Below are 12,926 nucleotides of genomic sequence, written 5' to 3'. Positions count from 1 at the left end.
TGCCACTAGATTCTGCGTTTTTACGCTCTCTCATATTTCTCAATGATACATTTCAAAATAAGCGCGATGATTGAAAGTAGCGTTAGCACACTTGCCACCGCAAACGCCGCCGTGTAGAGATAGTCATTGTAGAGAATCTCAATGTATAAAGGCATCGTGGTAGTAAGCCCGATGATTTTCCCGCTCACCACCGCCACCGCGCCAAACTCGCCGATAACCCGCGCATTTGTCAGCACGATACCATAGAAAAGCCCCCATTTGATATTTGGCAAAGTTACCTTAAAAAAGCTCTGCCACCCATTTGCGCCCAAACTTATGGCGGCTTCCTCTTCCTCTTTGCCTTGCTCTTGCATTAGCGCGATGAGCTCTTTTGCGACAAAGGGGAATGTTACAAACGCGCTTACTAGGATTATCGCGGGGATGGCAAAAATGATTTTTATATCCCACGCGTTTAAAATCTCGCCAAAAAATCCGCTATTGCCAAACAAAAGCACAAAGCAAAGCCCCACGATGACGGGTGAAACGGCAAATGGAATCTCAATAAGACTTGATAATATAAACTTGCCACGAAATTCAAACTTTGCGATTGCATAAGCGATAAAAGTCCCAAATATCGCATTTATCGGCACGACAATGACAACGCAAGTAAGCGTCAAAAGCAATGCTTTTATAGTGTATTCATCGCTTAACGCCTCCACATACACGCCCACACCCTCACTCAATGCCTCCACAAAGACGATGATTAAAGGCAACGCCACCATAATGCCCAAAAACGCAAAGCTAATGCCAATGCCAATGTAGCGCAATGCCTTTGGCTCTGTGTTTTTTATCATTTGCGCGTTTTTTTGCGCCATATTTTTGCCATTCATACGCGCTTCCTCCATTGTCCTAAAAGATTGATAGCAAGTAAAATCACAAATGCCACGCTTATCATTAGCACGCCCACCGCGCTTCCGCCCAAATAATCAAACGAATCTAACTTCTTTACGATTAAAAGGGGCAGTATTTCGCTTTCAAATGGGATATTGTTTGAGACAAAAATCACTGAGCCATACTCGCCAAGCCCCCGCGCAAAGGCTAATGCGAATCCAATGAGTGCAGATGGGATTAAAGAAGGCAAAATCACAAAATAAAAACTCTGATAAAAGTTCGCTCCCAAGCTCCCTGCGGCTTCTAAACTCTCTTTGTCTAAATCTTTGATGACGGGTTCTAGTGTGCGAATCACAAAGGGAATCCCCACAAACACAAGTGCCACGACAACAGCTACAAAACTGCGCCCCTCCAAATCCACGCCGATTGCCAAAAATGCCTTGCCGATGATGCCATTGCTTGAGAGCAAAAAAGCGATTGCGATGCCCGCTACGGCAGTGGGGAGCGCGAAAGGCAAGTCGATTAGGGCTTCTAAAAGTCGTTTGCCAAAAAAGTCATATCGCGCCAAACTCCACGCCACGACAAATCCCAAAATGAGATTGATAAGCGCGGCGATAAGCGCGGTGGAGAGTGAGAATTTTAATGCACTTAGCACTTGTGAATCGCTGATGATTTCTATAAATTTTGCCCACTCAAGCTTAAAGCTAAACGCAAAAAGTGCGATTAGCGGGATAATCACAAGCAGACTAAAATATGTCATACCAAGCCCAAAGCTAAGCCCAAAGCCCTGCAAAATCGATGGCTTTTTGGCGATGATTTTGTTTAAAATTTGCATTTTTTAATCCTTAAATTTTATATGAAATCGCAGAATCTGCGCTAGATTCTGCGATTTTTATTTAAAAAGTTGCGAATGTGTGCCGATTCGCAATAGTCGAATTTCATCATTTTCAATCAAATAAATCACTAGCTTATCGCCACCGATATGAAATTCCCTAGCATCTGCATATTCCCCTTTTAGCGCGTGGTCATTTGCGCTTGGTGGCAGTGGTTTATCATTTGCTAATAATGAAAAATATTCCACCATTTTATTAAACTCGCTATCGCTTAATCGCACCTTTGATAAGTCATTGATAAATTTTTTCTCGCGTTTTAGATTCATCGCTTATGCCTTATTTTGCGCCTTTATTGCTTCAAATTCCGCCCTTAACTGCTCCAAAGTAAAACTCTCTAAATTCTCGCCTTTTCGTGCGTTTTCTATCGCCTTTTTGGTTTCATCATTTGGTATCTCGCTTCTACCTTGCAGGCTAAAAGGTATCGCATTTTCGCGTATCACGGCTTTGGCAAAGACATTAAACGCAGAGCTAAGATTTAGCCCCATATCGCTTATGATTCGCTCAAATTGCGCCTTGTCATCTTTATCCATTCTAAAAGTTACATTTATAGTTTGCATTGCTTTGTCCTTATTTTGAAATTAAAATATGGCATTTTACCATAAAATATATAAAATTCACAGAATCTATATTTGGTAATTTCCAAATATCTTGTTATTTTTATAGCACAATGCCATTTTCACGGATATTTTTCTCAATATTTGTCCAATCTTTTTGTAAATATTCTATTGTATCATCATAAAGCGTTTTGACGACATTAAAATCAATTTCTTTTGTTTTGTGATTTGCTTTGGTTGCATCTTTCTTTAGCACATAAATTTGGTCAATTCTACTTGAGCGAATATCTACTGATTTATCTACTTCATATCGCTCTGTTACAATGCAAAAACGACAACTTGGATTACCTGCTTTGATTTTTTCTGCCGTTGCTACACTAGATTCAAGCATAGTTTTGTCAAGATAAGTTTTACATTCAAAAGCTACAACAGGCACAGACATTTCAATTTGTTCGTCATTTTGTAATGCAAAAATTACATTTTTATAAATGGCAAAATCTTGGTCTTTGTGGTTGATTTTTATATTGTCTTTTATTTTAAATTCATCAAAATTTGCTGGACTAAAATACAGATTTGAATATGCTTTTGCGCCACCGATTTTAATTTCTTGTTCTTTTAGATGTTTAAATAGTCGAAACAATACCTCTTCTAAAATAGTAGATTCAAATTTGGATTGTGAAGTAAATAAATGATTATTGTTGCGCACAAAGTTTAAATATTGATTCCACGCATTAACTTGCAATTCTAAATTATCAACTCCAAATTCTCTATCAAAAATTTTATATTTTTCAATACATTGTCGCAAAAAATCCAAGTGTTCGCCTTTATTGAATTTTGTAAGCATATTTTTTGCGTGAATATATCCTTTATCAAATTGCTGTAAAAATTCCAAATCACTCATCTAAACTCCTGTGCGTAAAAAGTGTTGTCTCTACGCTTTTCAATCTCTCTTTTGCCACTTCACAGTATTTTTCGCTTATGTCTATGCCTATGAATCTACGCCCTAATTGTTTGGCTACCTTTGTAGTCGTCCCTGCACCATTAAAAGGGTCTAATATAATGTCATTTTGATATGAAAATAGCTTTAAACATCGCTTTGCTAACTCTTCGGGGAACATCGCATCGTGTCCATATTGCTTCATATTGCGTTCAGGTGCGAAGCTCCACTTGCCATAAACCCACTTTTTAAATTCATCATCGGTTATGTCTATGTTTTCTTTGTCGCCATCTTTTTTTAGGCTATTTTTGCAAAAGATTTCTATAAATTCCCACGAGTATTTTAGATAAGGTGAAGCGGGGCTTTTCCAGCTTCCCCAAGTGCAGTATTTGCAGTTGTAGTTGTTTTTCTCCCATAAAATCTCACCTTTCCAAATTAGCCCACTATCTATAAAAAATTTACTAACAAAATGGTGTGTAGGGATATAATCACTAAACATAGGCTGGATATTTACGATGATTCGCCCTCCGCTTTTAAGCACACGAATGCACTCTTTAAAAATTGCAAAAAGCTGATTAAAATAGCTCTGCCATTGATTCGCGTCATCTGTCGCGTTGTAATTTATACCAAAATTATAAGGGGGTGAAGTTAGCACAATGTCTATGCAGTTGTCGGGGAGCTTTTTTAAAAACTCCAAGCTATCCGCGCAGTAGATTTGATTAAGATAGCTTTGAATCTCATTTGTCTCATTGCTAAAATCTTTTTTATAAGATTCATAAGCTAATCTTGCCTTTGCATTTTGCTTTTTGTTTGCGACTTTTTTTGCTTTATTGAAGCTCTTAAATACAATTTTGCCATTTTGGCTAGAAAATGAGCGAATCTTATATAATTCCTCTAATGTCTTTTGAATAAGCGCGTTTTGCGCAGTAGATTCAAGCATTTTCAAATCTACAATGTCAAAATTAAGCGTAATATTTGAAGTATTTACGATAGATTCAATGCCACAGGATTGCAATATAGGCAAGGCATTGTTTATATCGCTATATTTATAAATATTTTGCAGTGTAATGCTTTTATAGTCAATCATCGTAATTCCCGTTTTTTTGTTATAAGTAACGATTGCGAAAAAATAATCATTTGGCATTCTACATCAAAATCACTTAAAGATATTTTGCCAAAAATTAAAATTTAAGCATAATTAGATTCGCGTGAATCTTACGCGAATCCACAAATTCACGCGCTATTTTTTCCCCTTTTTAATCGCTTCAAAAATCTTATCAAACTCCCCGCCATCGCTAAAATGTATCTTTTGTGCTCTGCTCCAGCCACCAAACGCATCGATTTTCACTAGCTCTAATGCAGGAAAATTCGCGCTATATTTTTTCGCCACCGCTTCATTTATGGGGCGATAGAAGTTTTTGGCGATGATTTCTTGCGCGCGTTCATCATACAAATGCGTGATATACGCCTTTGCAATCTCGCGCGTGCCTTTTTTATCCACGACTTTATCCACGATTGCCACAGGTGGCTCAGCCAAAATGCTAACACTAGGCACAACAATCTCAAATTTGCCATTGCCAAGTTGCTTTTGCGCTAAAAGGGCTTCGTTTTCCCACGCGATTAGCACATCGCCCACATTGCGCTTCACAAAGGTATTTGTCGCGCCCCTCGCACCTGAATCTAGCACAGGCACATTTTTGTAAAGTTTTGTCAAAAATTCTCGCGCTATATAATTTTGCGCCTGTGGTTTATCGTTGTTTTTCTCCATTTTAAGCGCGTAAGCTAGGGCTGCTAGGTGATTCCACCGCGCACCGCCCGAAGTTTTGGGATTTGGCGTAACGACTTTTACATCATCTCTAATTAAATCGTCCCAATCTTTTATGCCCTTTGGATTGCCCTTACGCACAAGAAAAACGATTGTTGAATAATATGGCGTAGAGTTGTTTGGAAACGCTTTTTGCCAATCTTTTTTTAGCAATCCACGCTCCGCAATCGCGTCAATATCAAACGCCAATGCAAGTGAGACTATGTCAGATTCAAGCCCATCGATGACGGAGCGCGCTTGTGCGCCTGAGCCTCCGTGTGATTGACGAATCGATACTTTATCGCCTTTTTGCTTTGCATACCACGCGCTAAATTCGGCATTATACGCTCTATAAAGCTCTCTTGTAGGGTCATAAGAGACATTTAAAATCTCATAATTCGCCCCAAACGCCACGCTTACAAATCCTAAAATCGATGCTACGATTTTGAATGCTGTTTTTTTCATTTTTTATCCTTTTAATGTGGTTTAATTTCTTTAAAATGCTCTTCGCCAATGCCTCGCTCTTTGCTTGTCTCGCCAAAGAGTTTATCGCTCGTGTAGTCATAATATGGCGCGGGATTTTCATCAAAGCTAGGAATCTCTTGCAATGATTCTGCGATAGCCACTATTTCAGCCTCGCCCACGCTATCGACATAATCCTCAAATAGCGGATATTGCGCTTTTTGCGGGATATATTTTGCCAAAACACGATAGATAAATTCAGGCAAGTGAAATGCCGAAATGTCCGCGACTTTTTTCGCAAAGCGCGATTTTTTCTCCGCACTCGCACTCACAATCCCGCCGATTACGACATTATACGCAGGATAGCTATAATCGCCATTGCGTTTAGACTTGCCAAAAAAGCCCAAATTCGCGCTAAAATGATTCGCACACGAATTTGGACAGCCAGAGAGCTGAATCCTAAATCCTTGAAGCGCGTCTAAATCTAACCCCTTGTCCTCCAAATATTCCTCGATTTTTAGCACTGCGCCACGCGGACGCGCGATACCTAGCTGACAAGTCGCCGCACCCGTGCAAGCCACCATATCGCCGATAATGGCAGGTTTGGCACTTTGGGTTGAAAACTGCGTAATCAAATCGTGCAAACTAAGCAAGTTTTTCGCGCTTAAATTTCGCAAATACATATTTTGATTTGGCGCGAAAAATAAGCTGTGATTGCCGATTTTTTCAAGCCTTTGCGCAAGCTCCCTTGCGTGAGTGGATTTCAAATCGCCCAAACTCAAAGGCACTTTGGCGCAAAAATAGCCATTTTGCACTTGCTTTATCACAAAGCGATTCCACCATTTTTGTTGCGATTCGCTCATTTGTGGAATCTCCAAATCCGCGCCACTTAATTTAGGCAATTTTGGGCTAGATTCAACATTCAAAGCACAATCAAAATTTGTCCGCACGATTTTCATCTCATCAAAAATCATCTTTGAGAGCTCCGATTCGCCGAATCGCTCCGCCACGAATCTAAATCGCGCTCGATTTTTGCGCTCTCTATCGCCGTGCCTATCATAAATCTGCTTTGCCGCCTGTGCCAAAACAAACAAGTCTGATTCGGGCAAAAAATCCATCAGTTTAAATCCAAGCAGTGGTTTTGCGCCCATTCCACCTGCTACCCACACTTCAAAACCGCGCTCTTTGCCTTGAATCTTAGCGATAAATCCCACATCAGTAATCGTTGCCATCGCTCTATCCGCGCTTGAAGCAGAAAAGGCGAATTTGAATTTTTTAGGCAAGTAAAAGGAATCTTTAAGCCCTAACATTTTGGTTGTGAGCGCATTCGCGTAGGGAATCACATCAAAAACACAATCACTTGCGACATTTGAGAGAATGTCTGCGTTAATATTGCGCACCGTAGCTCCTCCACCACCACGCGAAGTAAGCCCGATAGAGTGCAGATTCTCCAAAATCTCGCATAAATCATCTAACTTTGTATAATGCAACTGAATCCCGCCACGCGTAGTAATGTGAAGCTGATTGTTTGCATATTTGTCCGCATAGTCCGCTAAAATACCAAGTTGTTTTGGCTCTATCTCCCCGCCATAAGTTTTCACGCGCACCATATAAGTCTCGCGTTCCCTTTGCTCATACACTCCAAAAGGCACACGAATGCCCTTAAAATCGTCCTTTGTGATTTTGCCATTTTTTAAATCATTAAGCGACTTCTTAAAAAACTCAAAGTCGCCCCTGCTAACCGAATCTGGGATTTTATATCCGCTCATTTTTATCCTTTGTATTTTGTGATTTTTAAAAGCGAAAATATAGCATAAATTTTCAAAAAATCAAGCATAAATTTTTAAAATCATATTGTATTTGTAAAAATTCGCAAATTTTTGGAGCAAAAAAGGGCAAAAATTGCATAGATTCTGCGAATCGCAGAATCTACACATAAAATCGCAGAATCTCGCAGAATTTTCGTGGCAGATTCTGCGAATCACGCAAAAATCGCAGAATCTACTGAATTTTTCATTGCGAAATTTGTTTGTGATTCCTATAAATAAATTCATAGGATTTTAGTAAGAAATTCTGCGCTAGATTCGCAACTGCTTAGCGTTTTTTATATGGCACAATTTTATATTCTACATTATTTTCTGCCACAAATCACTCTACGCCAAAGTCCGTGCGCTTACAGCCCGTTACAAACACAGCGAATCTTGCGCTTGGCAAGGTATTTTTGATTGCGCTCAATATATGCCGTGCAGTCGCCTAAAAAGATTCGCAAAATTTTAATAAGCTGAAAAATCATTTATTGCCCCCTATTTAGTTTTGCGTCCGTCCTCCAAAACCTTTGCATTTCCATTTAAATCAAACTCCACCACGACATAGGGCAAACCTTGCAAATTTAGTTCGCGCATAAAGAAATCAGGGTCATTTTGCTCCATATTCCAAACTCCCGCGCCCTGCATTGTCTCTTGGGTAATTTCGCGGGAGTTTGCCACTCGCTTCGTCAATGAACGATTTAGTTCTATTTCCTCGCTCGTGGCTTCACAACCCACGAAATTCCCGCAAGATACTTCCGCAGGATTCCCTTTTTTTGATTGCAATTCCACTGCATTATCTACGCCTTGCCATTCTCCGCCTTTTGGCATATCATCATTATTTGCGTCATTTAGCGTTTTCTCACACCCCGCGCCCCATTTGCCCTCACAGATTAGCTTCGCCCCTATCATCGCAGGCACACCTGTGGTATAGCTAACCCCCTGTGCGCCGACTTCCTCATAGCATTTTTCGTGCTCGCAAATGTTGTAAATATAGATTGTCCGCTCCGCGCCATCTTTTATGCCCTTTATGTAGCAGCCGATGTGCGTTTGCCCTTTGGTGCGTGGGGCTAGGCTCGCTGGGTCTGGCAGTAGCGTTTTTAGCACTTCGATTGGAATGATTTTGCCCCCTTTGTGCGCGACTTCATCGATTCTCAAAAGCCCGACATTTTCTAGGCATTTCATATGCGTTAGGTAGGATTCGCCAAATGTCATAAAAAAGCGGATTTTGCGCAAGCCCTTTATGTTGCGGATAAGCGATTCTAGCTCCTCGTGGTAGAGTAAGTAGCTGTTTTTCACGCCCACGCCTAGATAGTCCCACTCTTTCATAAGTGCAAGCGGTGCGACATCGCGCCACTGCCCGCCAAAGTAGCTTTGATTTTGCAAATCTTGCGTGTTTGATTCTAATGCAAAATGCTTTTCCTCTCTCTCAAATTTGCGATAAATTTTATCCTCTTGCAAATCAGAATTTAAAGCAAGGTTTGATTCTAGGCTTGTAGAATCTACCCACCCCCTAGCCCCCTCCGCAAGGGAGGGGGGATTTGCCAAATCCACCCCATTTTTCACCCAAAATCTCCCCTTGCTACTCACCTCGCGCAAATTGATTTCAGGGTTAAAATTTGTCGCAAACGCGTATCCGTGGTCGCCTGCATTGCAGTCCAAAATATCGATACTATGAATCTCATCAAAATAATGCTTTTGCGCATACGCACAAAAGACATTCGTAACGCCCGGGTCAAAGCCACTCCCCAAAAGCGCGAAAATCCCCGCTTCCTTGTAGCGCGTATCATAAGCCCACTGCTCTTTATACTCAAAGTGCGCGCTATCTGGGTGCTCATAATTTGCCGTGTCTAAATAATGCGTTTTCGTGCGCAAACACGCCTCCATAATCGCCAAATCTTGATAAGGCAACGCCACATTTACCACGAGTTTTGGGCGGTATTTTTCTATCAAAGCCACCACAGATTCCACGCTATCGGCATCTACTTCGTCAATCTCAATCTCGCCAAAGCCTTTTGCGCGGATAGATTCTGCGATTGCTTGGCATTTACTCAAAGTGCGCGAAGCTAATATGATTTTTGAAAATACGCCACGATTCATCGCCATTTTGTGTGCGACTACGCCACCTACGCCACCTGCTCCGATTTGCAATACACACGCCATTTTGCACCTCCATATATTTAAAAATCAAATTTTAGCAAAATCGCTACCTAAAAATCCTGCCAAAATATTTTCTAAAAATATAAAAAAACACAAATCCACGCAAAAATGTCTCAATCAAAATAATGAGATATATCGCAAGGATAGGCATTTTTAGCATTAAACAAACATACATTGGCAAGATTCGTAAAATCCAAATACAAGTCGTATTTACAAAAAGCGAGATTTTTGTCGCCCCCGCCCCGCGAAACGCCCCATCGATGACAAAGATAAACACAAGCGGGATTTGCGACAATCCCACGCACACTAAATACAAATAACTACTATAAATCACTTCGCTTCTATCGCTAAAAAACGCGCTCAATCCCCCGCCAAAGGCAACCATCAAAATCCCCATAACGCCCATAAATGCAGACGCCAAAATGATTGTGGTGTGGATATATTTTCGCACCATATCCGCTCTCCCCGCGCCTAAAAACTGCCCTGTGAGTGCCATCGAAGCGACTACGAATCCAAATGATGGCATTATTGCGATAAATTCGATTCGACTGCCGATTTGAAGTCCTGCGAGATAGTCGCTCCCGTAGTTTGCGACAAATTTGGCGATTAGCATTAGCGAAATGATGGTGAATGCGCGTTCAACGCCGATTGGCACGCCGATGATTAGTCCTTTTTTGAAAAGTCGCCATTTTAGCGTGTAGCGCAGTTTTAGCACCGCATTTTTCCGCGCTAAGAGGCATAGTAAAATCAAAAACTCCATATACGCCGTGATGAGATTTGCAAGCGCAATGCCTACGATGTCGAGATTTGCGACAAAAATCAGCACCAAATTTAGCGCGATATTTAGCGCGGTGGTGAAAATCTTTATGTAAAAGGGCGTTTTTGTGTTGCCAATGGCGTTAAATGCGGCGATGATGATTGTGCGAAGTAGGACTGCGGGGATTGTGGCGATGATGATGGTAGTGAAAATCTCGCCTAAAATCTGCGAAGTGCCATCTACGCCAATCCACTCAAAATAGGTGCGTTGAAGCGAATCGGCGACTAAAAAAATCGGTAGCGACAGCAAACACACGCCAAAAAACATACTTGATAAAACCGCGCAAATCCCGCTAAAATCACCCATTCCATAAAGGCGCGAAATTTGCGCATTTGTGCCGACAAAAAAGATATTTGTGATGGCAAAAAGCATCATAAAGAAGTTTAATCCAAGTCCTACGGCGATGATGTGAAACTGCGAGAGCTGCCCCATCAAAAATATGCCGATGATGATGTTTGCGATGTCTAAAAGCGAGTTTAGTCCCGCAGGGATGGCGATTCGAAGGATTTTGCGTGCGCGAGATTTGAAGGTGGAGTGTGCGAAATTTGCGCGATTGGGTGAATCTTGCATTTGATTCACAGAATCTGTAATTAAATCATTTGCAATTCTAGTATCTTGCGCGAGATTCGTGGGTTGCGCTGAAAAATTCGAGCGAAAATAGGACATAAAGTCCATTAAGCGAGAATTTTTCAAGCTCCCGCGAAGGTTGCGTAAGAGACGAATTGCTTTAGATTCTGCGATTTTTTTGCGTGGCATTAGTCAATAAATCGTTTTGTCAAATTATGATAATATTCAATCCTTCTATCGCGCAAAAAGGGCCAGATATTGCGGACTTGTGAGATTCTTCGCCTATCAATGCAAATGCGTAAAATCTCATCTTTATCCGCACTCGCCATCGCTATTTCTTCGCCCTGCGGTCCAAAGGCAAAGCTATGCCCCCAAAAATTTATCGCACTTTGCGTGTTATTCGGTAGATTCTGCGTTTCAATCCCGTGCCGATTTATCGCACAAACAAAAATGCCATTTGCAATAGCGTGTCCCCTTTGCACCGCAATCCACGCATTTAGTTGCCTTTTTTTCTCGTCATCTGAATCGCTCAAATCCCACCCGATTGCGGTAGGATAAATCAAAATCTCCGCCCCGCCCAACGCCATCAAACGCGCCGCTTCGGGATACCATTGGTCCCAGCAAATTAACACGCCGATTTTACCAATCGAAGTTTTAATCGGCGCAAAGTCATTGTCACCGGGTGTAAAGTAAAATTTCTCATAGAAGCTTGGGTCATCGGGGATGTGCATTTTGCGATACTGCCCTGCTATGCTACCATCTTTGTCAAACACCACCGCAGTATTGTGATAAAGCCCCGCCGCACGCTTTTCAAAGAGCGAAGTGACAAGCACGACTTTATGCGCTTTTGCGAGTTTTGCAAAGAATGCCTTTTGGCTCTCAAAAGATTCTGCGTATTTGAAAAACTCGACATTTTCGCTTTGGCAAAAATACTCAAATGAATGCAACTCTTGCAATGCGACTAAATTCGCGCCAGATTCTGCGGATTTGGCGATAGATTCTGCGATGAAGTCATTTGTCGCTTCGCCTTTGAAGCTGTGCTGAATTAACGCGAGTTCTATCATCGCCTACTCATCCTCGTAATCATCATCGCTGTAAGTGTAATCGTCCTCATCGTAGTCGAAATCCTCATCATCTTCAAAGTCATCTAACTCATCAAAGTCAAAGTCCTCATCAAAGTCCTCTTCGCCAACATTTTCGTTTTCGTCAAAATCGCTCATTTTTATTCTCCCTTATTTTCCCACGCTATGTGGATTTTGCCGTCTTTTTCCTCTGTGGCAGCCATTCCCATTATGCTATATCCGCAATCGACATAATGCACTTCGCCCGTAACCGCGCTTGAAAGCGGGGATAGCAAATACATAGCCGAATCGCCAACTTCGCTAATGCCGACATTTTTTTTGAGTGGCGCATTTATTTCATTCCACTTTAAAATCATTCTAAAATCGCCAATTCCACTTGCCGCCAAAGTGCGAATGGGACCCGCAGAAATGGCATTTATGCGAATCCCGCGTTCACCCAACTCATAAGCCAAATATCGCACAGATGATTCAAGCGCAGCCTTTGCCACGCCCATCACATTGTAATGTGTGATATATTTTTGCGCTCCCAAATAGCTGAGTGTCAAAATCGCGCCATTTTCGTTCATAATAGGCAGCATTTCGCGCACAAGCTCCACAAGCGAATACACAGAAATCTCCATCGCCGTGTTAAACGCACTTTTTGAAGTCGCCAAAAACTCGCCATCTAACGCCTCTTTTGGCGCAAAAGCCACGCTATGCACGATAAAGTCGATTTTCCCAAAATCTCTTTTCAAACTCTCACGCAACGCGCCAAAATGCGATTCATTCCCCACATCTAGCTCATAAATCTTATCGCTACCAAACTCCGTAGCTATCGGCTCTACGCGCTTTTTTATGCTGTCATTCATAAAAGTGAATGCTAGACTTGCCCCTTGCTCGTGGCAAGATTTCGCTATGCCATAGGCTATGGACTTATTGTTTGCGATGCCTACAATTAGCCCTTTTTTGCCTTCTAAAATATTCCCTTGCATTATC

General features: G+C 41.6%; 14 protein-coding genes. 1 reads left to right on the top strand and 13 read right to left on the bottom strand.

The window, feature by feature from the left end:
* Positions 1–20: 20 nt before the first annotated feature.
* The 8 genes from cysW to ACWIUE_RS08010 all read right to left on the bottom strand — a co-directional run bounded on the left by cysW (position 21) and on the right by ACWIUE_RS08010 (position 7,289).
* The gene (gene cysW / locus ACWIUE_RS08045; protein ID WP_454136205.1) at positions 21–884 is read right to left on the bottom strand and encodes a sulfate ABC transporter permease subunit CysW; all 864 of its coding nucleotides are present in this window, start codon (positions 882–884) and stop codon (positions 21–23) included.
* Complete coding sequence (gene cysT / locus ACWIUE_RS08040) at positions 866–1,705, bottom strand: sulfate ABC transporter permease subunit CysT (RefSeq protein WP_454136204.1); 840 nt, start codon at positions 1,703–1,705, stop codon at positions 866–868. The genes cysW and cysT overlap by 19 nt, the downstream gene beginning before the upstream one ends.
* A 57-nt stretch (positions 1,706–1,762) precedes the next feature.
* Positions 1,763–2,029 (bottom strand): type II toxin-antitoxin system RelE/ParE family toxin, encoded by a 267-nt coding sequence (locus tag ACWIUE_RS08035; protein WP_454136203.1) that lies wholly within the window; start codon positions 2,027–2,029, stop codon positions 1,763–1,765.
* 3 nt (positions 2,030–2,032) lie between these two features.
* On the bottom strand, positions 2,033–2,320 hold the full coding sequence (locus tag ACWIUE_RS08030) for a type II toxin-antitoxin system RelB/DinJ family antitoxin (RefSeq protein WP_454136202.1): 288 nt from the start codon (positions 2,318–2,320) through the stop codon (positions 2,033–2,035).
* A gap of 100 nt (positions 2,321–2,420) precedes the next feature.
* Positions 2,421–3,218: a Bpu10I family restriction endonuclease gene (locus tag ACWIUE_RS08025; RefSeq protein WP_454136201.1), complete on the bottom strand. Its 798-nt coding sequence runs from the start codon at positions 3,216–3,218 to the stop codon at positions 2,421–2,423.
* Positions 3,211–4,341, bottom strand: a complete 1,131-nt coding sequence (locus tag ACWIUE_RS08020) for a DNA-methyltransferase (RefSeq protein WP_454136272.1) — start codon at positions 4,339–4,341, stop codon at positions 3,211–3,213. Before ACWIUE_RS08020 ends, ACWIUE_RS08025 begins: the two co-directional genes overlap by 8 nt.
* A 153-nt stretch (positions 4,342–4,494) precedes the next feature.
* Complete coding sequence (locus ACWIUE_RS08015) at positions 4,495–5,523, bottom strand: sulfate ABC transporter substrate-binding protein (RefSeq protein ID WP_454136200.1); 1,029 nt, start codon at positions 5,521–5,523, stop codon at positions 4,495–4,497.
* A gap of 11 nt (positions 5,524–5,534) precedes the next feature.
* Positions 5,535–7,289 (bottom strand): nitrite/sulfite reductase, encoded by a 1,755-nt coding sequence (locus ACWIUE_RS08010; protein ID WP_454136199.1) that lies wholly within the window; start codon positions 7,287–7,289, stop codon positions 5,535–5,537.
* A 133-nt stretch (positions 7,290–7,422) separates the two neighbouring features.
* On the opposite strand from ACWIUE_RS08010, the gene ACWIUE_RS08005 reads away from it, so the two are divergent.
* Entirely contained in the window at positions 7,423–7,584 is a 162-nt protein-coding gene (locus tag ACWIUE_RS08005) for a hypothetical protein (protein WP_454136198.1), read from the top strand.
* Positions 7,585–7,823: 239 nt separating this feature from the next.
* Here ACWIUE_RS08005 and ACWIUE_RS08000 read toward each other — a convergent pair whose 3' ends face one another.
* The 5 genes from ACWIUE_RS08000 to fabI are packed head-to-tail and all read right to left on the bottom strand — an operon-like array spanning position 7,824 to position 12,922.
* A complete protein-coding gene (locus ACWIUE_RS08000; protein ID WP_454136197.1) occupies positions 7,824–9,488 on the bottom strand; it encodes a saccharopine dehydrogenase family protein in 1,665 nt (554 codons plus the stop codon).
* 43 nt (positions 9,489–9,531) lie between these two features.
* Entirely contained in the window at positions 9,532–11,058 is a 1,527-nt protein-coding gene (locus tag ACWIUE_RS07995) for an MATE family efflux transporter (protein ID WP_454136196.1), read from the bottom strand.
* Positions 11,058–11,930 carry a carbon-nitrogen hydrolase gene (locus ACWIUE_RS07990; protein ID WP_454136271.1) on the bottom strand — a complete coding sequence of 291 codons (873 nt, stop codon included), beginning with the start codon at positions 11,928–11,930 and terminating at the stop codon, positions 11,058–11,060. The genes ACWIUE_RS07995 and ACWIUE_RS07990 overlap by 1 nt, the downstream gene beginning before the upstream one ends.
* Before the next feature lie 6 nt (positions 11,931–11,936).
* Positions 11,937–12,089: a hypothetical protein gene (locus ACWIUE_RS07985; RefSeq protein WP_454136195.1), complete on the bottom strand. Its 153-nt coding sequence runs from the start codon at positions 12,087–12,089 to the stop codon at positions 11,937–11,939.
* A gap of 2 nt (positions 12,090–12,091) precedes the next feature.
* Positions 12,092–12,922, bottom strand: a complete 831-nt coding sequence (gene fabI / locus ACWIUE_RS07980) for an enoyl-ACP reductase FabI (RefSeq protein ID WP_454136194.1) — start codon at positions 12,920–12,922, stop codon at positions 12,092–12,094.
* Positions 12,923–12,926: the final 4 nt, after the last annotated feature.

Source organism: Helicobacter sp. 23-1045 (assembly GCF_053654655.1).
The sequence above is the reverse complement of the archived record's forward strand: the minus strand, read 5'-3'. Positions and strand labels throughout refer to the sequence as shown.

Coding starts and splice junctions, on each gene's coding strand:
- cysW (WP_454136205.1), bottom strand. CDS start 884: ATGGAGGAAGCGCGTATGAATGGCAAAAATATGGCGCAAAAAAACGCG.
- cysT (WP_454136204.1), bottom strand. CDS start 1,705: ATGCAAATTTTAAACAAAATCATCGCCAAAAAGCCATCGATTTTGCAG.
- ACWIUE_RS08035 (WP_454136203.1), bottom strand. CDS start 2,029: ATGAATCTAAAACGCGAGAAAAAATTTATCAATGACTTATCAAAGGTG.
- ACWIUE_RS08030 (WP_454136202.1), bottom strand. CDS start 2,320: ATGCAAACTATAAATGTAACTTTTAGAATGGATAAAGATGACAAGGCG.
- ACWIUE_RS08025 (WP_454136201.1), bottom strand. CDS start 3,218: ATGAGTGATTTGGAATTTTTACAGCAATTTGATAAAGGATATATTCAC.
- ACWIUE_RS08020 (WP_454136272.1), bottom strand. CDS start 4,341: ATGATTGACTATAAAAGCATTACACTGCAAAATATTTATAAATATAGC.
- ACWIUE_RS08015 (WP_454136200.1), bottom strand. CDS start 5,523: ATGAAAAAAACAGCATTCAAAATCGTAGCATCGATTTTAGGATTTGTA.
- ACWIUE_RS08010 (WP_454136199.1), bottom strand. CDS start 7,289: ATGAGCGGATATAAAATCCCAGATTCGGTTAGCAGGGGCGACTTTGAG.
- ACWIUE_RS08000 (WP_454136197.1), bottom strand. CDS start 9,488: ATGGCGTGTGTATTGCAAATCGGAGCAGGTGGCGTAGGTGGCGTAGTC.
- ACWIUE_RS07995 (WP_454136196.1), bottom strand. CDS start 11,058: ATGCCACGCAAAAAAATCGCAGAATCTAAAGCAATTCGTCTCTTACGC.
- ACWIUE_RS07985 (WP_454136195.1), bottom strand. CDS start 12,089: ATGAGCGATTTTGACGAAAACGAAAATGTTGGCGAAGAGGACTTTGAT.
- fabI (WP_454136194.1), bottom strand. CDS start 12,922: ATGCAAGGGAATATTTTAGAAGGCAAAAAAGGGCTAATTGTAGGCATC.